This window comes from Roseibium litorale, from assembly GCF_014842915.1.
In the GTDB taxonomy this organism is placed as follows: domain Bacteria; phylum Pseudomonadota; class Alphaproteobacteria; order Rhizobiales; family Stappiaceae; genus Roseibium; species Roseibium litorale.
The window spans coordinates 98,229-124,064 of record NZ_JACYXI010000001.1; the positions used below are offsets into that span (position 1 = coordinate 98,229).

The following is a 25,836-nucleotide window of genomic DNA, read 5'->3' on the forward strand; positions in this document are numbered from 1 at the left end:
CGCATGCCCTCAGAATCCCTTTCCCCTCGCGGCAACCGCAGCACACATAAATCCGCCACCTGTTGACCGGTGCACATGGTTCTGGTGAAGGCCAACGGGCTACGGATCCAGATAGAATCTCTGCCGCCGCTGTTCCCAGATTTTTTCGCCAATCAGGCAATCATAGGCGGCGCTGTTGGCGCGTGGGGAGAACTGGGCTTTGATCACCGGAGCCGTCAGGGGCGCATTCAGCGGCGCTGACGGTTGCTGATCAGGCGTCAGCCCGCCGATCTCCAGCACCAGTTTGCGCCGGACAGCTTCCGGAAATTGCTTCCAGTCATTGACCGGAATGACGAAACTGGCGGGACCGCCGATGACGCAGTTGCGGTAATAGGCGTCCAGATCGTCAATGCTGAAGCCGGAGTAGAAGCCTCCGGTGGTCATCAGGGGCAGACCGTTGATCGCGACACCGCTTTCCACCGCCGCGTCCCGCGCCAGCGTCACCATGATCCCCTCATTGTTGGGGCCATCGCCGGAAATGTCGATCACCAGACGGTCCGCAGCGTAAGGTGCCGATTTCAGCAGCTCCGTTCCGTGCAAAATCGCGCCGGAAATGGAGGTCCGGCTGGCGCTGGCGCCCCGGTTCTCCAGAAGCTTCGCGGCAACGGCCTCCGCATCCGCAGCGCTGCCGATCACCGTCCAGCCGACGATCTCACGGATATGAGCCGTGCCTGCCCATTCAAAAAACGTAATGGCAATACGCCCATAGGCACCATATTGAATGGCCTGGATCACCTGGGGGCTAGCAATGGCTGCCGCATAGCCTTGCCGCTGGATCTCCAGCTCCTCAGGCGACATGGACCTGGACACATCCACGGCCAGAGCAAGGGCCACATCCACACGCAGACCATCAGCCTGCTGCGCCCGGGCAGGGGCAGCTGGAAGAAGACCAAGGGTCAGCGCGAGGGCAACGGTAACAGCCACCGTGACAGCCAGAGCGCCAGCGACCCGCTGAAGACATCCGGTGTTCCACATGCGCTTCAGAGTAACGCAATGGCGCCAAGGCTCCAGAGGCTTCTTTGCCGGGCCGCTCACGCCTGCGTGAACGAAGACCACAATCCCTGCGGACGGACGAAAGAACAGCTTGCCGAGGCTGGCAGCATGGGGTTTTCTTTGCCCCTCGCCGCACGGCCCCACCTGAAGGCCCATCTTGAGCACGACGAAAGACATCATGAACCACGACAGCTATTCCGACACCTACATCAAGTCCATTCTGGACGAGGTGATGACCGTTGCCATGGTGGGCGCCAGCGCCAATACGGTCCGTCCCTCCTATTTCGTGCTGAAGTATATGCTGTCAAAGGGATATGACGTCTGGCCGGTCAATCCGGGTCAGGCCGGCAAGGAGATCCTGGGCCAGACGGTCTATGCGTCCCTGGACGAGCTGCCGGGTGTTCCGGACATGGTCGATATCTTCCGCAACTCGGACGCTGCCGCACAAATCGTCGACGACATCATCGCCTCGAAGGACCAGCGCGGCGGATTGCCCAAGGTGATCTGGATGCAGCTAACCGTGCGCCATGACGATGCCGCCAAGCGGGCGGAAGCCGCTGGCATCAAGGTGGTGATGGACCGTTGCCCGAAGATCGAATACGGGCGCCTTTCCGGCGAAATCGGCTGGGCCGGGGTCAACTCCCGCACGCTTTCCTCAAAACGCCCGGTGCTCAAGAGCGGCTTCCAGCACCGCGGGCTGAAGGGCTGAGATCAAAGGAAGCATCTTATGTCTATCGGATGGGCTGTGGCCCTTTTCCTCTTCTGCCTCTTTCTGCTTGCGCTTGTGCGCATGAAACCTGGCCGGAGACATCCCACCGGCTATGTCAAGGATGACCCGCCCGTGTCCAGGAATGACCGGATGGGCTATGGCGGCTGGGAACGCCGGGAGGCGATTGATCATCCCGAAGACCTGAAGGACGTCCACAAGACGAAAGACCGGACGGGGCTTTAGCTAAAGAGGGGCCGTTTCCGGAGCCGGTTCTTAAAAACCGGCAAAGCCTGGGCTGCTCTGCAGAAATTAAATTCCACAACATGCCAGACCGGTAGAATAGCTGTGGCAATTTATACGCGTATAGGCGCTTGCATCCCCCTTTACGCATGCATCCGCTTCAGACAGTATGCCGCCAGTTCAGTTTGGAGGAAATGACGATGAGTGAAGGCGCCCCTGGCTTTTCTACACTGGCAATCCACGCAGGAGCCCAGCCGGACCCGGCAACCGGCGCGCGTGCCACGCCGATCTATCAGACGACGTCCTTTGTCTTTGATGATGTAGATCATGCTGCTTCACTGTTCGGCTTGCAGGCGTTCGGCAACATCTACACCCGTATTACCAACCCGACGACCGCCGTTCTGGAAGAGCGTGTTGCGGCGCTGGAAGGCGGCACGGCAGCCCTTGCGACAGCTTCCGGCCACTCGGCACAGCTGCTGGCGTTCCATGCGCTGATGCAGCCCGGCGACAACATCGTCGCCGCCAAGAAGCTCTATGGCGGTTCCATCAACCAGTTGAACCATTCGTTCAAGAGCTTTGGCTGGGATGTGAAATGGGCCGAAGCAGACGATCTTTCGGCTTTTGAATCAGCCATCGACGAGAGCACAAAGGCGATCTTCATCGAGAGCGTGGCAAATCCGGGCGGCGTGGTGATGGACATTGCCGGCATTTCGGCCATCGCCAAGGCCAAGCGCATTCCGCTGATCGTCGACAACACCATGGCTTCGCCCTATCTGTGCCGGCCAATCGAGCATGGCGCGGACATCGTCCTGCACTCGCTGACCAAGTTCATGGGCGGCCACGGCAACTCCATGGGCGGCATCATCGTCGACGGCGGCAGCTTCGACTGGTCAGCCGATGACCGCTATCCGCTACTCAGCCAGCCGCGCCCGGAATATCAGGGCATGGTGCTGCACGAGACCTTCGGCAATTTCGCCTTCGCCATTGCCTGCCGGGTTCTGGGCCTGCGCGATCTTGGCCCGGCCATTTCACCGTTCAACGCCTTCATGATCCTCAACGGCATCGAAACCCTGCCGCTGCGCATGCAAAAGCATTGCGACAACGCCCTGAAGGTCGCCCAGCATCTCAGCAGCCATCCCAAGGTGTCCTGGGTTTCCTATGCGGCGCTCCCGGACGACAAGCATCACGCCATGCAGCAGAAATACTGCCCGAAGGGCGGCGGCGCCGTGTTCACCTTCGGCCTGAAGGGCGGCTATGACGCGGGCGTCGGTCTCGTCTCCAATGTCCAGCTGTTCTCGCATCTGGCCAATATCGGCGACACCCGCAGCCTGATCATCCATCCGGCCTCCACCACCCACCGCCAGCTCTCCGACGCACAGAAGACTGCAGCAGGTGCTGGCCCGGACGTGGTGCGGCTCTCCATCGGCATCGAGGATGCGGAAGACATCATCGCCGATCTGGATCAGGCCCTCGCTCAGGTCTGATTAGGACTGACACAAATAATATCAGAGGCCCGCTCCGGCGGGCCTGAAAGTGATGACAAGCCCCACTCCCCCCTCCAGGACGGAGCGACGTTCTGGGCGGGAAAACTGGCCAAATCAGCCCTTCCACCTGCGAAGCCCCCTCCCTTCTCCGTCCTGCCATGGCTTGACCATGGCATCGATGCCATGACCTCGCCTCATACAAATTCCGTGCTTTCAGGAGGCGGAACGGCATGGGTCCTCGGGTCAAGCCCGAGGATGACGACCTGACGAAAAGCCGAGGTCCCCATCCAACGCTCTTGAGAACGAAGTGATGACGAATTGGGAAGTGTGTCACCAATCTCAGCCCCGCTCCGGCGGGTCTTTTGCCGCTTCAGGACGGGATTTCAAGCGGCCGGGCCATGGATAGACGGAAGGGCTGCTGCTGGACGAAACCGTCGGCAACCATGAGAATGCTTGAGGTCGGCACTTCCATCCAGGCATCCCGGGCCGTATCGAAAGGTTCCGACACGACGGTCGTGCCATCCTGGAAGCTGCGGAAGAACAGGCTTGGGGCGAGATTGTCCGAGGCATAACGGGCTGCGAAAAGATGCTTCCCGTCCGACCAGGCTGCCGCAAAGCGCATATAGGGCAAGCCGCCCTGCTCCCGCGCCATTTGCTCCACGTCCTCTACAGCGCGCACCATCGCCCCGACCGGGTCATGATCGAGACCATAGCCAACCGCGATCAGGAACAGCGCCTCGCTGTCCGTCGCACCGGTGCGGTAACGGTAGAGATGATCCGGGATCATCCCGTCCAGCTTCTTGCGGATATGCTCGTAACCGCCGACCTGGCCATTGTGCATGAAGCACCAGCGGCCATGGGTGAAGGGGTGGCAGTTGTCGTGATTGGTCGCCGTGCCCGTCGAGGCGCGGATATGGGCAAGAAACAGCGGTGACCGCACATGATGGGCAAGCTGCAGCAAATTGGCATCGGCCCAGGCAGGGCGCACATCCTTATAGATGCAAGGCTCCTTGCGGTTGTCGTACCAGGCCATGCCGAAACCATCCGCATTGACCTGTGTCTTGCAGGAAAAGGCGTTTCGGCTTTGATGGATAAGCGAATGCTCGGGATCACAGACCAGCTCTTCCAGATATTTCGGAGCCCCGCTCCAGGCTGTCCAGCGGCACATCAGGCAGCCTCCCCCCGGTAGCGGAACCGTGCCGTGCTGCTGTCACAGGCATAGGCACCCGCAAATTCCGGCGCGCGCCGGGAGAGTTCGTCGACTGCATCAAGGATGGTCTTCACCTTGTCCTCACTCATAAGAACCGAGAAATTGAGACGGGTCCAGCCGGGCTTCTCAAGCTCCTGACCGGACAAGATGGCCTGGCGCATCTCTTCGGAGCGGGCCTGATCGTAGCCGAGCAGCCGGTGCGCATAAGGACCGGCGCAGGCACATCCGCCCCGCGCCTGGATGCCATAGAGATCGGAAAGCATGCGGGTGACAAGCTGCTGATGCAGATATCCGCCGGTTTCCGCATTGCGCAGCCGGAAGGAGAAAACCGGCAGCCGGTGGCAGGCAGCCGGATTGCCCAGGATCTCGATCAGCGGATTGCCCCGCCAGGCGGCCAGAGCCTTCTGGCGCAGCTCCTCATGACGGCGGTCCAGAAACGCAGACCCAAGGGCATCCTTCACCAGAAAGCACAGGGCGGCGCGGATATCGCCAATGACATTGGGTGTGCCCGCTTCCTCACGCGCTTCAAGCTTTGCTGAATAGTCGTGCCCCCAGGGCGACACGAAACGGACCGTGCCGCCGCCGGGCTGCACCGGCAGTTGGCGGCGCACGGCGTCCTTCCTGACAATCAGCACGCCAGAGGCTCCCGGCCCGCCGATGAACTTGTGCGGAGACACTGCTACAGCGTCCTTTTCAGCATCCGTTCCGGCCTTCATATCGATGGGGAGATAAGGACCGCTGCCCGCGCAATCCCAGACGGCAAGCGCGCCATGGCGCTTCAGGACGCGGGTCACCTCGTCAGCATCCGTGACAATCCCCGTGACGTTGGACATCATCGAAAACGCACCGACCACAAGCCGGTCTTGTCCGCCTTCGCCGTCACGGGCTGCGGTCAGAACGGTCTCAAGCTCCGCGAGATCCGGGCCGCCATCCAGAGCCTCCGAAATCTCGATGACCTCGGCTCCGCTTTCACGCCAGGGCAGGATGTTGGAGTGATGCTCATAGGGGCCGATGACGACCAGCGGCTTTTCAGCGGCTTTCACTGCAGAGGAAACACCCAGGAGATGCACAAGCCGGTTCAGGCCTGCTGTCGCGCCGGAGCCGCAGAAGATGGTGGCATAGCGCTCATCTGCGCCGCAGAGCCGGGCGATTTCAGCACGCGCAGCCTCGCGCAGACGGGTCATGTAGCCGCCGCAGAAGGAGGCTTCCGTGTGGCTGTTGGAATAGTATGGCAGTACCCCGGTGAGCATGAACTCCTCGATCTGGCGCAAGGCCCGGCCGGAGGCGACATAGTCGGCATAGATCAAGGGCTTTGCGCCAAACGGCCCCTCCACGGGCAGGCTGTCGCCAATCAAACCGTCCTGCAGGCGGCGCAAGAGATCTGGCGTGTTGAGTGCCGCGCGAAAGTCAGAAAGAAGTGTCGTACCGCTCTGGAGTGCCATGGAATTCCCCGTCGAATAACCCGGGGCAGAGCCTATGATAGGCTGCTGGGTGATTTCCTCACCTGATTTGATCGCCATTGCGTTAATTTTGTGTCATATGACCCGTCATGAACGAGAAAATCGACAAGATTGATCGAAAGATCCTGCGCGCGCTTCAACGTGATTCCCGCCTCTCCCAGCGCGACATCGCAGAAGAGGTCGGACTGTCGCAAAACGCCTGCTGGCGACGGATGAAGGCCTTGAGCGAGAGCGGCCTGATCAAGGGCCACACGATCCGGCTCGATCCCTCCGATCTGGGGCTCAACCTCACCGTTTTCGTGATGATCCGCACCCGGCATCATTCGCGCGAGTGGCTGGAGCAGTTCCGCAAGGAGGTCTCCGGCATTCCCAATGTGATCGACTTCTACCGGATCGCCGGCGACTACGATTACATGCTGAAGGTGATTGCCGAGGACATGAATGCCTTCGACCGGATCTACCAGAAGATGATCGACAAGGTCGATCTGGAGACCGTGACCTCCTACATGACCATGGAAGCCATCGCCGACAGCCGGGACCTGCCGCTGTAAATCCTCCTCCCCCGGACCCTCACTGATCCCCGATCAGCCTGTCCATCACCACCGCCGAGAACCAGATACCGCAGAGGGTGATCCAGGCGGTGAGCGCGAAGATCGACGCGCCGGAGACCCCCGCCCCGACCGCGCAGCCGCCCGCGAGCATGCCGCCGAACCCCATCAACGCTGCGCCGGACAGATAGCGCGCCATGGACCGCCCGCTTTCAAAGCCTTGCAGGACCAGCTCCCGGCTGACGAGTGCTGCCAGAAACGACCCGAGAAACACGCCGGGCACCAGACCGATGGCAAAGTCCACCTGAGAGCCCGGAGGCGACAGGAAGAGCATCAAGGCATCGGCGGAAGGCCCGGTGAAGGTGACCGCCTCCACCTGAACCGGATCAAAAGCCTGAGACGCCATGGAACTTGTGAACCACCAGGCAAGCGGCACGGCAAGCCCGGCAATGGCGGCGGAGATCATGCGCCAGGGTTCCGCCCGGCTGCGGACTGCAATGACCAGCCCTGCGGCAAGCCAGGCCGTCAGAAAACCGAAGGACAGCCAGGAAGGAATGGCAAAGAGCGCGATCAGGTCATTGCCGCCTGTATCGGCGGTGGTCCACCAGCCCGCAATCCAGCTACGCACCGGCATCAAGATGCCGCGAAGGCTCGCTTGTGCCATGACTGCGAAGACCAGACCTGACAGCAAGGCGCGGAGGTTCCCCGTTGCCGACAGCACCAGCAGCCGCGAGGCGCAGCCCCGCGCCATCACCATCCCCGTTCCGAACATCAAGCCGCCGGTCAGCGCTCCGGACAGGCTCTGCGGAGAGGCCAGCAGCCGGGCCTCGCTGGCCTGAATTTCGCCCAGCGCCACAAGGATCTGGGTTGTAAGAACAGCCGCCGAAAAGGCAAGGAGCCAAACCGCCAACCGTGCCCCGAAGACACCGTGAGCGAAATCCAGCGCGGCTGCGCGCAGGCAGAAGCGGCTCTGCTGGGCAAAGGCGCCAAAGATCATGCCGACGCAAAGCCCACCACCCGCCAGGATCGCCGCCTCTGGAAACCGCTCAAGTAAAAATGTGAGATCCATGTGCCCAGCGCCTCCAGACCGTCTTTCAACTGCCATCAAGCCGCTCACGCAGCGGCAGCCGCATTGACGTTTCTCAAGGAACCGTAGATAAATTCAAAAAATTGCATATGTGGAGGAAACCATGTCCAAATACCAGCGATACAATCCGGGCAGACCGTTCTGCTCTGCAGCCCCAACGCAGGCGTGGGCCCGCATGGACCGCCGCAGCTTCCTGGCAGGCAGCGCTGCCATGGCCTCCACGCTCTGGGCCATGCGCGCTGCACGCGCTGCGCCTCTGACCTTCGGATCCGGCAGCATAGAATCGATCTCCGATGGCACCCTCACTCTGCCAATCGGTTTTGTCTTGCCGGGTCAGTCTCCAGAGGAAATTTCGGATCTTTTCCAGCCCCATGGACTTGCAACGGATGCCCTGAGGCCGGACTGCAATGTCACGCTGCTGCGTCTGCCCGACCGGACCGTGCTGTTCGATGCGGGCTCCGGCGCGAACTTCCAGCCGACCGCGGGGAAACTCTTGGAAGGTCTGGAAGCGGCCGGTCTGACGCCGGCAGACATCACGGACGTGGTCTTCACCCATGGCCATCCGGACCATCTGTGGGGCGTGCTGGATGATTTTGGCGATCCGCTCTTCACGTCTGCCCGTCACTGGGTTCCGCAGGGCGAATGGGACTATTGGCGCGCGGAAGACACGCTGGCGAACACCCCGGAAGAGCGCAAAAGTTTTGTCGCAGGGGCGCAGACCCGTCTCGACGCGATCGCGGATCAGGTGGAAATGGTCACCGCTGGGATGGAGGTTCTGCCGGGCGTCGAGGCCGTCTCAACCCTGGGTCATACGCCGGGGCATATGTCCTACATGCTTCATGCCGGCAGCGAGAGCCTGCTGGTGACCGGCGATGCGATCTCAAACTCCGTGATTTCCTTCGAGCGTCCGGACTGGCATTCGGGCACGGATCAGGACCCGGTTCTGGGCGCGAAAACCCGCATGGCATTGCTGGACCGGATCGCCTCGGAGCGTACCCGCATTCTGGGCTACCACCTTCCCCATCCAGGCCTCGGCATGGCAGAGCGCAAGGGAACCGCTTACCGGTTCGTTCCGGCCTGAGAGCTCAGGACACCTCAGCCGCGTTCCGGCGGAAGGCGGAAAGCGGCGAACCTTCGAGAAGCCAGGCAAGACCGATCCGCGCACCAAATGCCATGGAGCCCATGACGAGCGGGACGGAGACAGCAAGAGTGGACGCCCCGCTGACCCCTTGCCCGATGGTACAACCCATGGCGAAGACACCGCCGACGCCCATCAGCACAGCACCCAGCAGGTGACGGGACAGCTCCCGCGCGTCGTCGCAGGCCTCCCAACGCATGTCCTTCTTCCAGCGCGCGCCCAGAAAGGCCCCGATCAAGGTCCCGGCAACGAGACCGACGCCGTAATCGGGCACCTTCCCCGTATAGGTCACAAGCTGCAGAAGGCTGTCGGCAACGGGGACCACGAAAGAGCCAGCCTCGATCTGCACCGGGAAGAAGGCTTCCCGCGCCATGAAGGTTGTCGCCCACCAGCCAAAGGAAACCACTAGACCGATGATCACGCCTGTGAGGATCTGCAATCCGTTCGCGCGATAGGCCGCTGACCGGAAAATCCAGATGAGCAAAGCCGTAACAACAATGAGGGGTACAATGCGGGTCAGGTCGAACCCGGTTGCTACAGACAGAAGACTGCCCAGCGACTGGTTGCCAAAGGCGCTGAGGTTGAGAGCCAGGTCATCCACGATCAGGACCCGGAGCTGAGCGATCAATCCGCGCTGCGCAGCCAACGCGGAAAGACCCAGCACGATCAGAACGATCAATGCCCTGAGACTGCCACCTCCCAACCGGACGACGGCCCCAAAACCGCATGTGCCCACCAGGGCCATGCCGATGCCGAACATAAGACCGCCAAGAATGGCACCGGTCCAGGGCAGATTGGGAGAGAGATAAAAGCTGCTGCCGATATCCGCCAGCCCGAGGGCGGCGAGGATCTGGGTCGCTGCGATGGCCGTTGCTGCCGCAAGCACCCAGGTGCGCAGGCCCGTCGCATCGCCCATATACCAGTAGCGCTCAAGTGACGACAGGGTGCAGAAGCGGTTCACCCTTGCGGTAAACCCCAGCACGATGCCCGCAATGCCCCCAAGTAGCGGCAAAGCCCAATGTGGGTCGATTTCTCCCATGGTCTCCTCCCCATGGTTCATCACCATGCTGTGCGGTCGCCACCCTCCCCGGCAGCAGACCTGTAGCCCTCATCCAGGGCCATTCAAGACTTCCCGGCAGACCTTACGAGGCAGGCCGGGCAGTCTCAAAGCCTTCCCCGGCTCAGGGCCGGACGCCTTTGCAAAACAGTTCGTAGAGCGAGGAAACGATGTTCGAGACCTCACCATCCACCATCGAATAATAGATCATCCGCCCTTCCCGGCGGGTTGCAACCAGCCCGTCGGACCGCAGCCGCGCCAGCTGCTGGGACACTGCGGCCTGAGGCATGGTCAGGATTTCTTCCAGCTCCGAGACGGATTTCTCCCCCTCGGCCAGCAGACAAAGGATCAGCAGCCGCACTTCGTGAGACAGGGCCTTCAACAGATCGCTGGCTTTCCGGGCCTGCTCCATCAACGCGTCCAGATCAGCTGGAGCAGCGCCTGCCTTGAGGATTGGAAGGGTCATCGTCACATCATACCAGTTGCGCACGTCATCGGACGGAAAACGAAAAGATCAAGCGAGCCTCCCCAGTATACCAAATGTTCCGGCCACACCATGAGCCGGTTCGCCACAGAGGCCGGAAGCGCTTGCATGCTTTCACATGGCTCCGGTCTGGCTGGTGTCTTGAGGCAGCTTCGCCAGCATCTCGTCAAGCATCGGCCAGAAGAAATCCGCGCCGGGATAGCCCCGGAGGCGGGCCACCTCGGCACCGTTTTCCACCAGAATGAAGGTCGGTGTCAGCCGTTCCATGCGGATGACGGCAAGATCGTCCGGCCAATGCTCCGAAATGTCGACACGGCGCAAAGGCGCCCGCTGCCCCTCCTCCGTCTTGGGGTAGGCAACACCGATTTCCTCGTTCCAGCGCTTGCACCAGACGCAACCAGGCTGCTCCAGCATCAAAAGCTCCGCAGCCTGCGCAAGTCCTGCAGGAACAAGCAGAGCCGCCGCGAGGGCAAGCCGTAGAAAGACCGCGCGCACGTCACACCTCTCGAAATGTTTGATTGCAATATATAGACAGATTTGAATATTTTAAAGTCACCTGGCAGTGATCGACCCATGCGGTTAAGAAGCCTGCGTGAAACCCTTGCGGGTCATGCAAACAAAAATGGCCAGGATCCGGGAGGTCCAAAATGTTCCGTTCTTTCGCTGCCCTGATTCTTTCCGCGGTCTTTTTTTGCTCCGCTTCGCACGCCGCCACGGTGGGTGACGACGGTTTGCACAAGGAAGACTGGTTCACCATCACCTTCCGGGACGTGGCCGAGGATATCCGCACAGCCAAGGCCGACGGCAAGCGTCTGGTGATGATCTATGAACAGCGCGGCTGCATCTATTGCCGCGCCATGCATGAAAAGCTGCTGACCGACCCGGAGGTCGCCGGTTACATCAGGGAGCACTTCATGGTGGTCCAGTACAACATGTTCGGCGATGAGGAAGTGACCGATCTGGACGGGGAAACCCTGACCGAGAAATCAGCAGCACGCAAATGGGGTTACCTCTTCACGCCCACCATCGTGTTCCTGCCCGACGAGATTCCCGAAGGCAAAAGCGTGGCCGATGCGGCTGTCGCCGTGATGCCCGGCGCCTTCGGCAAGTGGACCTTCCTCAACATGTTCAAATGGGTCGAGGAAAAGGGCTATGAAAGCGGCGAGCACTTCCAGAAATATCACGCCCGGAAAATCGACGAACTTCGCGCCGCGGGCAAGTTGACAGAAGAGTGAGGAACGGGTGTAACGCCCCTTCCCGCATCAAATGTCCAAAATCCTCTTGGCAACACATTCAAATAATCATATGTTTCATTCCGAGGAGGAAACCGGCGCGTCTCGTGCAAACCGGTTTACGGGGCCCCAGAGCCCCGAGGAGAGGAGGAAAGCCAAGCCAATGACCAGAGGCTTCATCTATTCCATTGCCGCGGCAACCCTGATGCTGACCGCACCGGCAATGGCCGGAACGGTGGCTCCGGGCGACGTGGTCTTTACCGACATGGCCGTTGCCAGTTCGCTGACCGGCCAGGCCGGTGATCCGGCGAACGGACGCAAGGTCTTCGCTGACCGCAAGAAAGGCAATTGCCTCGCCTGCCATGTAAACAGCGATCTCAAGAACGAGCTGTTTCATGGCGATGTCGGCCCGTCGCTCGACGGTGCGGGCAGCCGCTGGTCGCCTGAGCAGCTGCGCGCCATCGTCGCCAACTCAAAGCAGGTCTTCGGAGAGCAGACAGTCATGCCCGGGTTTTACAGCCTGGAAGTTGGCAAGGACGTCGCCGAAGAGTTTGCGGGAAAAACCATTCTCTCCGCCCAGGAGGTCGAGGACGTGGTCGCCTATCTGACCACCCTCACCGATTGAGCAAGATATGAGATCCAAGGAGCAAGGGATGACCCTGACACGACGCGAAGCCCTCGGCCTGACTGCCGGCGCTGCCGCTTTCCTGACCTTCGGAAGCCATCTGGCTTTCGCCGCTGCGGAAGAAACCGCAGCTGCCATCTCCGCCTTCACCGGCGGCAAGGAGCCGGCCACCGGCAAGATCACGCTGGATGCACCGGAAATTGCTGAGAACGGCAACACCGTTCCGGTCGGCGTGAGCGTCGAAAGCCCGATGACCGCCGATAACTATGTGGAATCGGTGATGATCCTGGCGGAAGGCAACCCGAACCCGCAGGTGGCCACGTTCCACTTCACGCTGATGAGCGGTGCAGCCGAAGCCAAGACGCGTATCCGGCTGGCCAAGACCCAGAACGTTGTTGCCATTGCCAAGATGAGCGACGGCAGCACCTACATCGACAAGAAGGAAGTCAAGGTCACCATCGGTGGCTGTGGCGGCTGAGGACAGGCTTAGGAAGGAACACCAAAATGGCAGACGCCAAACCGCGCGTTAAAGTCCCGAAAACCGCCGCCAAGGGCGAGGTGATTACGCTGAAGACGCTGATCAGCCACCCGATGGAATCCGGCCAGCGCAAGGATAAGGAAGGCAACCTGATCCCGCGCAAGATCATCAACAAGTTCACCTGCGAGTACAACGGCCAGTCCGTGTTCTCCTGTGATCTGGATCCGGCTGTTTCCGCCAATCCCTACCTGGAATTCACCGCCAAGGTTGAGGAAAGCGGCACGTTCAAGTTTACCTGGGTGGACGATGATGGCAGCGTCTACTCGGCAGAGAACGAGCTGAAAGTCGGATAACGGATGTCGCAGCATTTCTGCGGCATGTGCCGCAATGCAAATCGGGAGGAGACGATTTGACAATGCTTTCACTCAAGGGCGCAGCGCTTGCAGGTGTGATCCTTTCCGGATTGAGCACCTGGGCGGCCGCGGGCGGCCCCGTCGATGACAAGCTGATCATCGACGGCGAGACCGAAATCACGACGAGAACCGAGGCAGCAGACGGCGTTCCCTTCGATGAAGTCACGTCCGGCTGGCTCTACCGCACCGAGGAAACCCGTGCGCTTGAAGCCGACAGCTTCCAGAACCCGGGCATGCTCTATGTGGAACGGGGTGAGGAAATCTGGAACACCGTTGATGGCGAGGCCGGCAAGTCCTGCGCGTCCTGTCACGGTGATGGCCAGGAGTTCCTGAAAGGCGTGGGTGCAGCCTATCCGAAGTGGAATGCCAAGGCTGGCAAGCCGTTCAACATCGAGCTGCAGATCAACCAGTGCCGCGAAGACAACATGCAGGCCAAGCCCTACAAGTTCGACAGCGCGGATCAGAAGGCTCTGACCACCTACATCAAGAACCAGTCTCTGGGGATGCCGATGCATGTGGATCTCGACCAGGGCGACATGAAGTCCTGGTGGGACAGGGGCAAGGAAACCTATTACACCCGCATGGGGCAGCTCAATCTGTCCTGTTCGAACTGCCATGAAGAGAACAACGGCAACTACATCCGTGCCGACCATCTCAGCCAGGGCAATGTGAACGGTTTCCCGACCTACCGTCTGAAGCAGGCCGACATGGTTTCCCTGCACAACCGCTTCCGCGGCTGTATCCGGGACACCCGCGCCTCCTTCCCGGCCGCCTTCTCCGATGAGCTGATGGCTCTGGAGGTCTATGTCACCTGGCGTGGTACGGGCCTCGGAATCGAGACGCCGTCCGTCCGCCAGTAATTCTGGACAGCCTTGGTCAACAGGGTTGCAGAGCTTGAAGACTAAGGTGCGGCGGCAAGCTGCCGCACCTTGAACAAAGGGAACGGATCGCCGTTCCGGACTGAATTCAACTCCATCGGTGGATCCCCCCGGTGCAGGGCTTGCCTGCGCCAACGGGAGAGGTTTGCCTGACGCCTGACTTGACCAAGGCACCCGAACGGCATCCGCCGTCTACCGATGATCTGGAGGCTTATATGTTTTCTCGACGTGAATTCCTGATGGCAGCCACCGCCACGAGCGCCCTCCTCGGCTCCGGCATGGCAGGAAGCTGGTCCCGCCTGATGGCGCAGCAGGGCCTGACGGAAGACGGTCTGCTGTCGATGGAGGCGAAGGGCAATCTGACCCTGATCCACATCACCGACATCCACGCCCAGCTGAAGCCTCTTTATTTCCGCGAGCCCTCCATCAATCTGGGCCTTGGCGAGGTAGCGGGTTTGCCGCCCCATGTCACCGGAGCGGATTTCCTCAAGCTCTATAACATCGCCCCCGGTTCGCCGGACGCTTATGCGCTGACCTCTGAAGACTTCACGGCCCTTGCCCGCACCTACGGCCGCATGGGCGGCATGGACCGGGTTGCGACCATCATCAAGCGCATCCGGGCCGAACGCGGTGCAGACAACGTGCTGCTTCTGGATGGCGGCGACACCTGGCAGGGCAGCTACACCGCCAACAAGACCCTCGGCCAGGACATGATCACGGTCATGAACGCGCTCGAACCCGACGCCATGACCGGGCATTGGGAATTCACCTATGGCACTGACCGGGTGAAGGAAGCGATCGACGCCCTGCCCTTCGCCTTCCTCGGCTCCAACATCTATGACAACGAATGGGACGAACCGGCGTTTGAGCCCTGGAAGATGTTCGAGCGCGGCGGATCAAAGGTGGCGGTCATCGGACAGGCCTTCCCCTATACGCCGATCGCAAATCCGCGCTGGATGATGCCCGGCTGGTCCTTCGGCATCCGCGAAGAGGACATTGCAAAGCATGTGGAGGAAGCGCGGGCGGAAGGCGCGGATGTTGTGGTGCTTCTGTCCCACAACGGCTTTGACGTTGACCGCAAACTGGCCACCCGCGTCGAAGGCATCGACGTGATCCTGACCGGTCACACCCACGATGCCTTGCCGGAACCGGTGATCGTGGGCGGCACGCTGGTGATTGCCTCCGGCTCCAACGGTAAGTTCGTCTCCCGGGTGGATCTGGATGTGAAGGACGGCCAGGTCGCAGGCTACGCCTACCGCCTGATCCCGGTCTTTTCCGACGTGATCACGCCGGACGCAGATATGGCAGCCCTCATCGATGAAGTGCGCGCTCCCTATTCCGACGAGCTCGCCCGCAAGCTCGGCAGCACGGAAAGCCTGCTTTACCGCCGTGGCAACTTCAACGGCACCTTCGACGACCTGATCTGCCGGGCGCTTCTGGAAGAACGGGATGCGCAGATCGCCCTGTCGCCAGGTTTCCGCTGGGGGACAAGCCTTTTGCCGGGTCAGGACATCACCGTCGAGGACGTCCACAACGCCTGCGCCATGACCTATCCGGCCGTCTACCGCAACTCCATGAGCGGCCAGATGCTGAAGGACATTCTGGAGGATGTGGCGGACAACCTCTTCAACAAGGACCCGTACTACCAGCAGGGCGGCGACATGGTGCGTGTCGGCGGCATGGGCTACGTGATCGAGCCGAACAAGGACATTGGTGAGCGCATCTCCGGCATGACCTTGCTGGCCACCGGCGAAGCCATCGATCCGGCAAAAGACTACGTGGTCGCCGGCTGGGCTTCGGTCAACGAAGGCACGGAAGGCCCCGCCATCTGGGACGTGGTCGAAAACCACATCACCAAGACACCCACAATTACCCTGCCAGAGAACCAGAGCGTCACCGTGAAGCTCTGAAGCAGAACTTGATGTGAACCAGGCGGCGGGAACCGCCTGACTGAATGCCAAAACCTTGAGGACGAGACATGACTGACAGACAGGTTCCGGCACAGCCAAAGACCGGTGATACCATCGGTCTCAGCCGCAGATCCCTGCTCAGGGCGGGACTGCTGACAGGGGGAGCCGCGGCTAGTGCCGGTCTGGTTTCCAGCACGGCCCTTGCAGGCGATCCGCTCATCACCGAGGTTCAGGACTGGAACCGCTATCTCGGCGACAGCGTTCAGGCCGCCCCCTATGGCAAGCCGTCCGAGTTCGAGGCCCATGTGGTGCGCCGGGACGTGGAATGGCTGACAGCTTCACCCGAAAGCTCCGTCAATTTCACGCCCCTCCACGAACTGGACGGGATCATCACTCCCAATGGCCTGTGCTTCGAGCGCCATCACGGCGGCGTCGCCCAGATCAATCCGGCCGAGCATCGGCTGATGGTCAATGGCCTGGTCGACAAGCAGCTGGTGTTCACCATGGAAGACCTGAAGCGCTTTCCGCGCGAGAACCGGGTCTATTTCCTGGAATGCGCAGCCAACTCCGGAATGGAGTGGCGCGGCGCCCAGCTCAACGGCTGCCAGTACACCCACGGCATGATCCACTGCGTCGTCTATACCGGCGTGCCGCTCAAGTACCTCCTGAAAGAGGCGGGCGTGAAGACCAGCGGCAAATGGCTGCTGGCTGAAGGCGCGGACGCTGCCGCCATGACCCGCTCGATCCCGATGGAGAAGGCGCTCGACGACTGCCTCGTCGCCTTCAAGATGAACGGCGAAGCGCTGCGCCCCGAACAGGGTTATCCGGTGCGCCTGGTGGTTCCCGGCTGGGAAGGCAATATGTGGGTCAAGTGGTTGCGCCGTCTGGAAGTGGGCGATCAGCCCTGGGAGCAGCGCGAGGAGACCTCCAAATACACGGATCTCCTGGCCAACGGCAAAGCCCGCCGCTTCACCTGGGTCATGGACGTCAAATCGGTCATCACCAGCCCCAGCCCTCAGGCACCCATTCCCCATGGCAAGGGTCCGCTGGTCATTTCCGGCGTCGCCTGGTCCGGAGGTGGCACGATCAAGCGGGTGGATGTGTCCATCGACGGCGGACGCAACTGGACAACTGCGCGGATCGATGGTCCGAGCCTCTCCAAAGCCATGCACCGCTTCTATCTGGACATCGACTGGGATGGCTCTCCGCTTCTCCTGCAGTCCCGCGCCATGGACGAGCACGGCTTCGTCCAGCCGACCAAGAATGAACTCCGCCTCGCCCGCGGGGACAACTCCATCTATCACAACAACGGCATCCAGACCTGGCATGTCAAAGCGGACGGGACGGTTGAAAATGTCGAAGTCGCCTAAGCTCCTTGCACTTTCCCTCGGGTTTTCCCTCGCCCTTCCCTTTGCTGCAGCAAGTGCGGAGGAAACCGCAAAGCATTTCGGTCTTGGCCGCCCGGCAGAAGCCGATGAAATTGCTGCCTGGGACATTGATGTGCGCCCGGATGGCACCGGCCTGCCGGAAGGCTCAGGCACTGTCTCGGAAGGCGAAGTCCTCTTCACGGACAATTGCGCCACATGTCATGGCGACTTCGGTGAAGGCGCTGGACGCTGGCCGGTTCTGGCCGGAGGTCAGGGATCGCTGAAGGAAGACCGGCCGGAAAAGACCATCGGCTCCTACTGGCCATATCTTTCGACCGTCTACGACTATGTGCGCCGCGCCATGCCCTTCGGCAATGCCCGGTCCTTGAGCGATGACGAGGTCTATGCCCTCACGGCCTATCTGCTCTATCTGAACGACGTGGTGACGGATGAGGATTTCCGCCTCTCGAAAGAGAATTTCACGGACATCCACCTGCCGAACGAGGCGAATTTCATCGCCGACGACCGGATGGAAGAGGCCCATAACGCCAACAAGGGCAACCCTTGCATGACGGACTGCATGACAGAACCTGCCAAGATCACCATGCATGCCCGGATCCTGGACGTCACCCCTGGCGCGGGCGATGACGAAAACAGCGGCGGCAGCGTCGACTGAGAAAGCGCCCCTCTTCCGGTTTCTACCCAAGTTGCTCAGAATGACACATATGAGCAACGGAACGGCGGAAGCCTATCTCAGTTGAAGAAAACGACGTTTCAGCAAGTGGCCCATCCTTCGAGACGCCTGACATTCGTCAGGCTCCTCAGGATGAGGGAAGCTTTTGAAAGCCCCCGGTTTTTACAGGTTCACAACACGAGCCCTCATCCTGAGGCGCAGCAAGGCTGCGTCTCAGGATGGGCTCCATGCCTCAGCGCTGTTCGGCTATCCCACATCGACGGCTTGTTGCCATATTCGATGCGATGGCTTTCAGCACCGCCCCCTTTGCCCATCGAAAACCCGTTTCCCTGAACAGGGAAAGCTGGTCTAAGCTCCCTGCCAATCACCGGGAATGGAGTTTCAAATGCTGTCTTTCTTTCAGCCCGTCGACATCGAAGGCATCGAGCCGGAGCATGAAACACCGGCACCCGAAAAGGTGCTCGCGGGTGATCCGCAGTTCACCACCTGGCTGTGCGAGACCCGGGACGATGAGCGGCAGTTCACCGGCATCTGGCAGTCCACACCCGGCAAGTGGGCTGTCTCCTATGACGAATGGGAGTTCTGCACGATCCTCTCCGGTGTCTCGATCCTGACGGATGAAACCGGTGCAGAGCGCACCTTGCGCGCCAATGACAGCTTCATCATCCATCCGGGCTTCAAGGGCACGTGGGAAGTGGTGGAGACGACACGGAAGATCTTCGTCATCCGCCTGTAAGGACGCAGAGCCCGTGCCTTCTGTGCCCTCGGCGTCGTCCCTCCGAACCTGAGAAGGGGCCCCGGGAGTGAGACACCGGAGCCCTTTCAGGTTTTTCAGCAAAGGTCACGACACCGGACCAGCGGTGTGGACACCGGCGCCTGGAATGGAAACGCCATTATGGTCAACCGCTTCGGCGGCGGCTTGCGGCCGGGGTGCCCGCACGGCGCCTATTGTGCTTCTGGCCAGTGCTCCGGGTAGTCGCAAACCCCAAGCTTCTGCATCATCAAAGAATGACCTGATATTCGGCAAGCCCCTGGCCTGCGCCTTCGATCACATGGGTGAGACCGTTGCCCGGCTCTTCCGACAGCGCATCGGCAGACAGGCCGGTGGCAGCAGTGGTTACGAACAGGCGGGAGAAATCCGGCCCACCAAAGGCGGGGCAGCTTGCCTGAAGACCCGCGACGGGATGAGAGGCCAGCAGCTTGCCATCGGGCGCATAGCACGAGACGCGTGAGGCGCCCCACTGGGCATTCCAGAGATTGCCCTTGGCATCCACCACAGACCCGTCGATGCCCCAGCTTTCACCGCGCGCATCCAGGAACACCTCCGGCTCACCGGCAAACCAGCCCGTTTCCGCGTCCAGACGCACCTTCAACAAACGGGCATCGCGTGTGTCGGTGTAATAAGCGAACTGACGGTCCGGCGAGAAGCAGATGGAATTGGAGATGGTGACATCGGCCACAATCTTGCGCAGTTCACCACGGTACCAGCGATAGATCGCGCCAGCCTTGTCCTCGGACTTCACGCCCATGGTGCCGATCCAGAACCCGCCCCAGGGGTCGGCCCGGCCATCGTTGGACCGGGTGATCTCATTATCGGCTTCCAGAAGGCAAAGCGTCTCGCTAGACCCGTCGCGAAGGTCATGCACGAAGAGTGCGCGCGCAGACGCGATCAGCAGACGGTTTTCATCCACCCAGCCTGCGGCTGAGACATAGGCATCGAAGGAGCGCTCCCCCGCGCCCTTTTCCCCGCGCCACAACAGGCGCTTGCCCAGAATGTCGAACCAGAAGAGTTCCTTGCGCAGCGGATGCCAGAGCGGGCCTTCGCCCAGCTCGCAGCGCCGGCCGTCAAAAATCTGGCTGGTCATTCGGTCTTTCCTTCTTCGTAAGCCGCCACCATTGCTGCAGCGATCTTTTCAACATCCTCGGCTGATCTGCCGGGCTTGTAGAGAGCGGATCCGATCCCAAAGCCATTTGCGCCCGCCTGCAGCCACTCGGCAAAATTGCCGGCGTCCACGCCGCCGACCATGTAGACTTCCGTCGTCTTGGGCAGCACGGCCCGGATCGCCTTGAGGCCTTCAATGCCCATCTGAAACGCCGGAAAGACCTTGATGCCGTCCGCGCCTGCCTTAAGGGCACCAAAACACTCGCTCGGCGTCAGAACTCCGGGGAAGCTCTGCAAGCCCCGTGCCTTGGCCGCCTTGATGACATCCGGATCCATGTTCGGCGATACAATCAGCTTGCCGCCAACCGCAGCAACCGCCTCAACATCCTCTGGCGTCAAAACGGTGCCCGCCCCGATCAAAGCCTTATCCGAAAAAGCTTCAGCCATGCGGCGGATGCTTTCGAGCGGTTCGGGCGAATTCAGCGGCACTTCAATGCGGGTGATCCCGGCCCGGATCAGCGCCTCGCCAACAGGCAAGGCCTCGTCCGGAGTGATCCCGCGTAAGATGGCAATCAGAGGTCTGCTCACGACGGCGTCCCTTTCATGAAATGATAGGCGGCGCAAAGGCCGGACAAGGTGGCTTCGTCGCCACTAAAGACTTCGGCGGAAGCCCCCGCAGCTTTCAGGGCCGCCTGATAGATGGAGATCAACGCTCCCTCGCCGATCACCACCACAGGACGATCCATCCAGGCAGAACGGGAGGCGGCAAGCTCCGCACCAATGATCATGCCGGACAGAAGGGCACGGGCTGCTTCGCCGCCCAGGTTGGCGAGTAACCCTTCGGCGCGAATGGCAAAGAGGGACGCAATGAACCGTTCGGGATGGTCAAGACTCTGGCGGACGCCCTTTTCAAACTCAGCTTCACTCCAGCCGCTTTCCGCCACCGAATGGCGCAGCACGCTGGTCTTACCGAGAAGCGCAAACATTTCGCCGGTCATGACGGTTACGAAGGACTGGACCTTGCCGCCGGAAACGCTCACCCATTTGGAATGAGTGCCCGGCAGGCAGAGATAGCCGTCGAACTCCGGGTTCTTGCGCAGATAGCCCGCAATCTGGGTCTCTTCGCCGCGCATTACGTCAGCGGGAGCCGTCTGGCAAAGGCCGGGAACGATATAGGCGTTCAGCCGGTGGTCGCCGGTTGCGGCCCGGACCATTCCGCTGGACGACGGAGCAACGGGCACTTCGAGATAAGGCGCTTCGATCCAGCCCTGCCGCGACCCGGCCATGCCGCAGATAACGGCATAAACGCTGCCGGATGCCGGGAGCCATGGTCCGGCCAGCGCAAGCAGCTCGGGGGCATAAGCTTCCGGTGCCATGCCTGCCATGCCCTTGCCGGAATGGATCCGGGTCAGCACCTGATCCTCTCCATCCATGGCCCAGACCCGCAGATGGGACGTGCCCCAATCGACAGCAAACCAGGCTGCGGGGCCATTAGGAATTTTCCCGCCGCCGCTCATCCTGTCACCACCACGCCGCCATCGATCACCAGAGCCTGGCCGGTCATCATCTTGCTGACATTTGAGGCCAGGAACAGGACACCACCGACAATATCTTCCGGTTCCAACGTGTCCTTCAGGCATTGACGCGCCACATGAGCTTCCAAACCCTCCGGCGTGACCCAAAGCTTCTTCTGCTTTTCCGTCAGCACCCATCCGGGCGCGAGCGCATTGACGCGGATCTTGTCTGTGCCGAATTCCCGGGCAAGACCGCGTGTCAGGCCGTTGATGCCCGAGTTTGCGGTGACATAGGCCGGATAGTCGGCAAGGCCCATCATGTAGGAAATGGAACTGAAGTTGATGATCGATCCGCCACCGGCCGCCTTCATGCCCGGAATCACCGCCTGAGCGGCAAAGAAATAGGCCTTCAGATTGATGGCCATCGCCCAGTCCCAATAGTCGGAAGTGACGTCCAGCGTCTTGTGGCGCTCGTCGTTGGCAGCGTTATTGACCAGCACTGACGGGGCACCATGCGCACGGGACGCCTGCTCGATCGATGCCGTCAGGGCGTCGGTGTCCGTAATGTCGCACTGGATAAACAGAGGGCGGCTTCCGTGCCTTGCTTCCATCTGATCGCAGAAAGCGGTCGCGTCCGAGCGGCCGACAAAAGCAACCTTCGCCCCCTGCTCCAGAAATCCTTCGGTGATGCTGGCGCCGATGCCGGAGCCGCCCCCGGTGATGAAGACGCTCTTGCCCTTCAAATCATGAAAAGTCGCATCCAAGGCCATGTCATTCCTCCACAAACCGGCGGCCGCACCTCTCGGGGTGCCGCTCATAGTATCCAGTCAACCAGATAAGCAGACCGGAACCAGCCATTGTCACCCAACCGGATCCTATCGCGACCGTTAAGGTGTTTTTGTTGTTTCACTATTTGAAACTTAATCTCGAATAATGGTATCTAAGGCCATACACGGTAAATTTGTCAATCCGTTCCCGGAGGACAAACACCGCAAGCAGGGAGACGCGCGGATGACCGAGAGCAAGGGGGGAGATGGCACCGTTGGCAAGGCCCTTGACGTTCTGGATCTCATAGCCTCCTTCAACCGCCCTGTGCGCTTTGCAGAACTTCAGGGGAAAAGCCCCTTTCCCAAGGCAACGCTCTACCGCTTGATCCAGACCCTGACGCATCAGAACATGCTGGCGCAGGATCCGGACACAGGTGCCTATTCGCCTGGCATCCGCTTGGTCCGCCTTGCCCACGCGGCCTGGCAGCAAAGCTCCCTTGCTCCGATTGCGCGGCCTCATATCGATGACCTGTCCCGGCAAGCCGGCCAAACGATTCACCTCGCCCAGCTCGACGGCGGTCAGGTGCTTTACGTGGACAAGCGCAATGCCCGGGAGCCGGTGGACATGTTTTCTCAGGCCGGAAAAGTGGGACCTGGCTATTGCACCGGCGTCGGCAAGGCCATGCTTGCCTTCCTGACGGAGACCGAGCTGGAGGCCGTCCTTGCCCGCCAGAGCTTTCACCGCTTCACACCTTCAACCCTGACGACCAAAGATGCGCTCTGGACGGAATTCGAAGAAATCCGTGCCAGTGGCTATGCCTTCGACCGGGAAGAGCACGAAGCAGGAATCATCTGCATCGCCGCCCCGATCCTGTCGAATGGCGGCAGGGTCATTGGCGGTCTCTCCATAACCGGCACGCTGCTCAAGACCACGCTCGCCGAACTGGAAAGCTTCGCTCCCCTCCTTCTGCAGACCGCACAAAAAATCGCTGAAGACGCGGAAAGCTGGCGCTTTCCGGGTCAGCAGACAGCAAATAGATAGCAATGAAACAGACACTGTTTCAGCACTCGCATTGAAGGGGAGAGAGAGGTCCTATCCCTTCAGGAGAAGGCGCCTGATCTGTGACGCGCCGCCGCAGGACAACCTGCCGCGCGGCAATCCGGTACATTGCTCAAGGCAACTCTCTGGTCCATGTTATGATCTAGATCAAAGACATGGACGAGGTCCTCAGCATGGACGGACTGCTTCTGAGCCGGATTCAATTCGGCGCAAACATATCCTTTCACATTCTCTTTCCCACCATCACCATCGCCCTTGGCTGGGTGCTGCTGTTCTTCCGCCTGCGGTTCAACGCAACCGGAGACGACCGCTGGATGGCGGCCTATCATTTCTGGGTGAAGATCTTCGCTCTGTCATTCGGTCTCGGTGTTGTCAGCGGCATCACCATGAGCTTTCAGTTCGGTACGAACTGGCCAGGTTTCATGGAAAAGGTCGGCAATGTCGCAGGCCCCTTGCTTGCCTATGAAGTGCTGACCGCCTTCTTCCTGGAAGCGGCGTTTCTCGGCATTATGCTCTTCGGTGCCAAGCGCGTTCCCGGCTGGCTGCACACACTGGCAACCTTCCTGGTTGCATTCGGCACCGCGCTCAGCGCCTTCTGGATCCTGGTTCTCAATTCCTGGATGCAAACCCCGGCGGGCTACGAAATACGCGATGGTGTGGTGCATGCGACTGACTGGCTGGAAATCCTCTTCAATCCCTCCATGCCTTACCGCGTGATGCACATGCTGCTGGCCAGCGGGCTGACGGTCTCCTTCCTGATTGCAGGCATTTCGGCCTACCGCCGTCTCATCGGAGACCGGTCCAAGGGCGTCCGCCTGACCCTGCAAACCGGCGTTTACATGGCCGCCGTTCTGATCCCCGTGCAGATTTTCGTCGGCGATGCCCACGGCCTGAACACTCTTGAGCACCAACCGCAAAAGATCGCTGCGATGGAGGCCAACTGGAACACAGGACCGAACACACCACTGATCCTGTTCGCGATCCCCGATGAGAAGGCTCAGGAAAACCACTTCGAGATCGGCATTCCTGATGGCGCCTCGCTTATCTTGCGCCACGATCCAAACGGTGTGGTTCCCGGTCTGAAGGACTTCATCGCTCCAGACGGCACAGTGGAGCATCCGCCTGTCGCCCCGCTGTTCTTCTCCTTCCGCATCATGGTCGGCGTCGGCGTCCTGATGCTGCTGGTCAGCTGGGGAGCGGCCTATGCAATCCGCCGCAAGCGCGGTGTCGACGGCCTGAACCCATGGCTGCTGCGCGGTCTGGTCGCAATGACCTTCTCTGGCTGGATTGCAACGCTGGCGGGCTGGTACACCACCGAAATCGGCCGCCAGCCATGGCTGGTTACAGGCGTACTGGCAACGCGCGATGCTGTATCCGATGTGCCATCAGGCATGGTGCTCAGCACGCTCCTGGCATATCTCGCTGTCTACGCAGTCCTGCTGACTGCCTACATAACGGTTATCTTCCGGCTCGCGCGCAAGTCATCCCAAACCGAAGAGCGCGTCCATTCAGGCGCTGCCCAAATCGAAGTCATTCCGGCGGAGTAAAGACACATGCATTTGTTTGGTGATCCCGCCGTCTGGCTGCCCCTCGCCTTTGCAGGCCTGATGGGCCTGTCGATCCTCATCTATGTTGTCCTGGACGGATTTGATCTGGGTGTCGGCCTGCTCCTTCCCTTGGCGGCAGACGAGGAGAAAGACCGGATGATTTCCGCCGTCGGCCCCTTCTGGGACGCGAATGAAACCTGGCTTGTTCTGGCTGTCGGTCTTCTGCTTGTTGCCTTTCCCATGGCGCATGGCGTCATTCTGACCGCTCTTTACCTGCCCGCCGCCCTTATGCTGATCGGCCTGATCCTGCGCGGAGTTGCCTTCGAGTTCCGCGCCAAGACCGAGGGCAAGATGAAGCAACGCTGGAACCAGGCGTTCTTTGGCGGATCCCTCGCCGCGACGCTGGCGCAGGGCTACATGCTGGGGGTCTATATTATGGGGCTCAAACAGCAGCCGATCGACATCGCCTTCGGGCTCCTGACCGCTGTATGCCTTGTTGCCGCCTACGGCTTCATTGGCGCCAACTGGCTGATCATCAAGACCGAGGACACGCTTCAGCTCAAGGCGATCCGATGGGCAAGAACCCGGCTCTGGGGCCTTGTTGTCGGGTTTGCCGCAATCTCGCTCGCAACCCCCTTCGTCAGTCCCCGGCTCTTCGACAAGTGGTTCTCGTTTCCGGAGATCATCCTGCTCGCGCCGTTGCCCCTGATGTCTGCCCTGCTCATCTTCATTGTCTGGACAGCCCTGCAGCACCTGCCAACCCGGAACGACCGCTGGTCCTGGGTACCATTTGTCGGAACCGCGGCTCTGTTCCTGCTGGCCTTCATCGGATTGGCCTATTCCTTCTATCCCTATGTGGTTCCGGACCAGTTGACCATCTATGATGCGGCCAGTGCGCCCGAGAGCCTGTTCATCATGCTGATTGGCGCCGTCATCGTTCTGCCAACCATCCTGGCATACACCGTGCTTGCCTATGTGGTGTTCCGAGGCAAGGCGACAGATCTGACCTACGACTGAGGA

At 60.7% G+C, this 25,836-nt stretch carries 28 protein-coding genes; 17 read left to right on the forward strand and 11 right to left on the reverse strand.

Translation table 11 applies throughout. From position 1 onward, the window contains the following. Nucleotides 1-99: 99 nt before the first annotated feature. Nucleotides 100-1,212 carry a DUF1194 domain-containing protein gene (locus IG616_RS00495; protein ID WP_343072326.1) on the reverse strand — a complete coding sequence of 371 codons (1,113 nt, stop codon included), beginning with the start codon at nucleotides 1,210-1,212 and terminating at the stop codon, nucleotides 100-102. Here IG616_RS00495 and IG616_RS00500 point away from each other — a divergent pair. The 3 genes from IG616_RS00500 to IG616_RS00510 all read left to right on the forward strand — a co-directional run bounded on the left by IG616_RS00500 (nucleotide 1,211) and on the right by IG616_RS00510 (nucleotide 3,465). Then, a complete protein-coding gene (locus tag IG616_RS00500) occupies nucleotides 1,211-1,741 on the forward strand; it encodes a CoA-binding protein (RefSeq protein ID WP_192146611.1) in 531 nt (176 codons plus the stop codon). The genes IG616_RS00495 and IG616_RS00500 overlap by 2 nt on opposite strands. An 18-nt stretch (nucleotides 1,742-1,759) precedes the next feature. Beyond that, entirely contained in the window at nucleotides 1,760-1,984 is a 225-nt protein-coding gene (locus IG616_RS00505; RefSeq protein ID WP_192145385.1) for a hypothetical protein, read from the forward strand. 197 nt (nucleotides 1,985-2,181) lie between these two features. After that, a complete protein-coding gene (locus tag IG616_RS00510; protein ID WP_192145387.1) occupies nucleotides 2,182-3,465 on the forward strand; it encodes an O-acetylhomoserine aminocarboxypropyltransferase in 1,284 nt (427 codons plus the stop codon). Nucleotides 3,466-3,835: 370 nt separating this feature from the next. Here the strand turns inward: IG616_RS00510 and IG616_RS00515 are convergent, their stop codons facing one another. Then, nucleotides 3,836-4,633 (reverse strand): class II glutamine amidotransferase, encoded by a 798-nt coding sequence (locus IG616_RS00515; protein ID WP_192145389.1) that lies wholly within the window; start codon nucleotides 4,631-4,633, stop codon nucleotides 3,836-3,838. Then, nucleotides 4,633-6,117: an aminotransferase class V-fold PLP-dependent enzyme gene (locus IG616_RS00520; RefSeq protein WP_192145391.1), complete on the reverse strand. Its 1,485-nt coding sequence runs from the start codon at nucleotides 6,115-6,117 to the stop codon at nucleotides 4,633-4,635. The genes IG616_RS00515 and IG616_RS00520 overlap by 1 nt, the downstream gene beginning before the upstream one ends. A gap of 107 nt (nucleotides 6,118-6,224) precedes the next feature. Between IG616_RS00520 and IG616_RS00525 the strand changes: the two genes are divergently transcribed. Next, complete coding sequence (locus tag IG616_RS00525) at nucleotides 6,225-6,686, forward strand: Lrp/AsnC family transcriptional regulator (protein ID WP_192145393.1); 462 nt, start codon at nucleotides 6,225-6,227, stop codon at nucleotides 6,684-6,686. 19 nt (nucleotides 6,687-6,705) lie between these two features. On the opposite strand, the gene IG616_RS00530 is transcribed toward IG616_RS00525, so the two are convergent. Continuing rightward, entirely contained in the window at nucleotides 6,706-7,752 is a 1,047-nt protein-coding gene (locus IG616_RS00530) for a YeeE/YedE family protein (protein ID WP_192145395.1), read from the reverse strand. A 121-nt stretch (nucleotides 7,753-7,873) separates the two neighbouring features. Between IG616_RS00530 and IG616_RS00535 the strand changes: the two genes are divergently transcribed. After that, a complete protein-coding gene (locus IG616_RS00535) occupies nucleotides 7,874-8,851 on the forward strand; it encodes an MBL fold metallo-hydrolase (RefSeq protein WP_246476060.1) in 978 nt (325 codons plus the stop codon). 4 nt (nucleotides 8,852-8,855) lie between these two features. Here the strand turns inward: IG616_RS00535 and IG616_RS00540 are convergent, their stop codons facing one another. From IG616_RS00540 to IG616_RS00550, 3 genes are all read right to left on the reverse strand, one after another. After that, nucleotides 8,856-9,947 (reverse strand): YeeE/YedE family protein, encoded by a 1,092-nt coding sequence (locus tag IG616_RS00540; RefSeq protein ID WP_192145397.1) that lies wholly within the window; start codon nucleotides 9,945-9,947, stop codon nucleotides 8,856-8,858. Nucleotides 9,948-10,089: 142 nt separating this feature from the next. Continuing rightward, a complete protein-coding gene (locus IG616_RS00545; RefSeq protein ID WP_192145399.1) occupies nucleotides 10,090-10,431 on the reverse strand; it encodes an ArsR/SmtB family transcription factor in 342 nt (113 codons plus the stop codon). A gap of 132 nt (nucleotides 10,432-10,563) precedes the next feature. Then, on the reverse strand, nucleotides 10,564-10,944 hold the full coding sequence (locus IG616_RS00550) for a thioredoxin domain-containing protein (protein ID WP_192145401.1): 381 nt from the start codon (nucleotides 10,942-10,944) through the stop codon (nucleotides 10,564-10,566). A gap of 152 nt (nucleotides 10,945-11,096) precedes the next feature. On the opposite strand from IG616_RS00550, the gene IG616_RS00555 reads away from it, so the two are divergent. The 9 genes from IG616_RS00555 (at nucleotide 11,097) to IG616_RS00595 (ending at nucleotide 18,782) form a co-directional block, all read left to right on the forward strand. Then, entirely contained in the window at nucleotides 11,097-11,684 is a 588-nt protein-coding gene (locus IG616_RS00555; RefSeq protein ID WP_192145403.1) for a thioredoxin family protein, read from the forward strand. Between the two features lie 160 nt (nucleotides 11,685-11,844). Next, entirely contained in the window at nucleotides 11,845-12,306 is a 462-nt protein-coding gene (gene soxX, locus IG616_RS00560) for a sulfur oxidation c-type cytochrome SoxX (RefSeq protein WP_192145405.1), read from the forward strand. A 28-nt stretch (nucleotides 12,307-12,334) separates the two neighbouring features. Then, the gene (soxY, locus tag IG616_RS00565) at nucleotides 12,335-12,784 is read left to right on the forward strand and encodes a thiosulfate oxidation carrier protein SoxY (protein WP_192145407.1); all 450 of its coding nucleotides are present in this window, start codon (nucleotides 12,335-12,337) and stop codon (nucleotides 12,782-12,784) included. A 26-nt stretch (nucleotides 12,785-12,810) separates the two neighbouring features. Further along, the gene (soxZ, locus tag IG616_RS00570; protein WP_192145408.1) at nucleotides 12,811-13,137 is read left to right on the forward strand and encodes a thiosulfate oxidation carrier complex protein SoxZ; all 327 of its coding nucleotides are present in this window, start codon (nucleotides 12,811-12,813) and stop codon (nucleotides 13,135-13,137) included. A 62-nt stretch (nucleotides 13,138-13,199) separates the two neighbouring features. Continuing rightward, nucleotides 13,200-14,057, forward strand: a complete 858-nt coding sequence (soxA, locus tag IG616_RS00575) for a sulfur oxidation c-type cytochrome SoxA (RefSeq protein WP_192145410.1) — start codon at nucleotides 13,200-13,202, stop codon at nucleotides 14,055-14,057. A gap of 233 nt (nucleotides 14,058-14,290) precedes the next feature. Next, nucleotides 14,291-15,985, forward strand: a complete 1,695-nt coding sequence (gene soxB, locus IG616_RS00580; RefSeq protein WP_192145412.1) for a thiosulfohydrolase SoxB — start codon at nucleotides 14,291-14,293, stop codon at nucleotides 15,983-15,985. 68 nt (nucleotides 15,986-16,053) lie between these two features. After that, complete coding sequence (soxC, locus tag IG616_RS00585) at nucleotides 16,054-17,355, forward strand: sulfite dehydrogenase (protein ID WP_192145415.1); 1,302 nt, start codon at nucleotides 16,054-16,056, stop codon at nucleotides 17,353-17,355. Continuing rightward, complete coding sequence (locus IG616_RS00590) at nucleotides 17,339-18,028, forward strand: c-type cytochrome (RefSeq protein ID WP_209007205.1); 690 nt, start codon at nucleotides 17,339-17,341, stop codon at nucleotides 18,026-18,028. The genes soxC and IG616_RS00590 overlap by 17 nt, the downstream gene beginning before the upstream one ends. 403 nt (nucleotides 18,029-18,431) lie before the next feature. Continuing rightward, on the forward strand, nucleotides 18,432-18,782 hold the full coding sequence (locus IG616_RS00595; protein ID WP_192145419.1) for a cupin domain-containing protein: 351 nt from the start codon (nucleotides 18,432-18,434) through the stop codon (nucleotides 18,780-18,782). A gap of 265 nt (nucleotides 18,783-19,047) precedes the next feature. Here the strand turns inward: IG616_RS00595 and IG616_RS00600 are convergent, their stop codons facing one another. Genes IG616_RS00600 through IG616_RS00615 form a run of 4 tightly spaced genes read right to left on the reverse strand, consistent with a single transcriptional unit; the run spans nucleotide 19,048 to nucleotide 22,212 of the window. Beyond that, the gene (locus tag IG616_RS00600) at nucleotides 19,048-19,911 is read right to left on the reverse strand and encodes an SMP-30/gluconolactonase/LRE family protein (RefSeq protein WP_192145421.1); all 864 of its coding nucleotides are present in this window, start codon (nucleotides 19,909-19,911) and stop codon (nucleotides 19,048-19,050) included. Continuing rightward, a complete protein-coding gene (locus IG616_RS00605) occupies nucleotides 19,908-20,516 on the reverse strand; it encodes a 2-dehydro-3-deoxy-6-phosphogalactonate aldolase (RefSeq protein WP_192145423.1) in 609 nt (202 codons plus the stop codon). Before IG616_RS00605 ends, IG616_RS00600 begins: the two co-directional genes overlap by 4 nt. After that, nucleotides 20,513-21,445: a 2-dehydro-3-deoxygalactonokinase gene (locus IG616_RS00610; protein ID WP_192145425.1), complete on the reverse strand. Its 933-nt coding sequence runs from the start codon at nucleotides 21,443-21,445 to the stop codon at nucleotides 20,513-20,515. The genes IG616_RS00605 and IG616_RS00610 overlap by 4 nt, the downstream gene beginning before the upstream one ends. Then, on the reverse strand, nucleotides 21,442-22,212 hold the full coding sequence (locus tag IG616_RS00615) for an SDR family NAD(P)-dependent oxidoreductase (protein ID WP_192145427.1): 771 nt from the start codon (nucleotides 22,210-22,212) through the stop codon (nucleotides 21,442-21,444). The genes IG616_RS00610 and IG616_RS00615 overlap by 4 nt, the downstream gene beginning before the upstream one ends. 241 nt (nucleotides 22,213-22,453) lie before the next feature. Here IG616_RS00615 and IG616_RS00620 point away from each other — a divergent pair, with 241 nt between their 5' ends. The 3 genes from IG616_RS00620 to IG616_RS00630 all read left to right on the forward strand — a co-directional run bounded on the left by IG616_RS00620 (nucleotide 22,454) and on the right by IG616_RS00630 (nucleotide 25,833). Beyond that, on the forward strand, nucleotides 22,454-23,251 hold the full coding sequence (locus tag IG616_RS00620; RefSeq protein WP_192145429.1) for an IclR family transcriptional regulator: 798 nt from the start codon (nucleotides 22,454-22,456) through the stop codon (nucleotides 23,249-23,251). A 191-nt stretch (nucleotides 23,252-23,442) separates the two neighbouring features. Continuing rightward, entirely contained in the window at nucleotides 23,443-24,816 is a 1,374-nt protein-coding gene (locus IG616_RS00625) for a cytochrome ubiquinol oxidase subunit I (protein WP_192146615.1), read from the forward strand. A 6-nt stretch (nucleotides 24,817-24,822) separates the two neighbouring features. After that, entirely contained in the window at nucleotides 24,823-25,833 is a 1,011-nt protein-coding gene (locus IG616_RS00630; RefSeq protein ID WP_192145431.1) for a cytochrome d ubiquinol oxidase subunit II, read from the forward strand. Nucleotides 25,834-25,836: the final 3 nt, after the last annotated feature.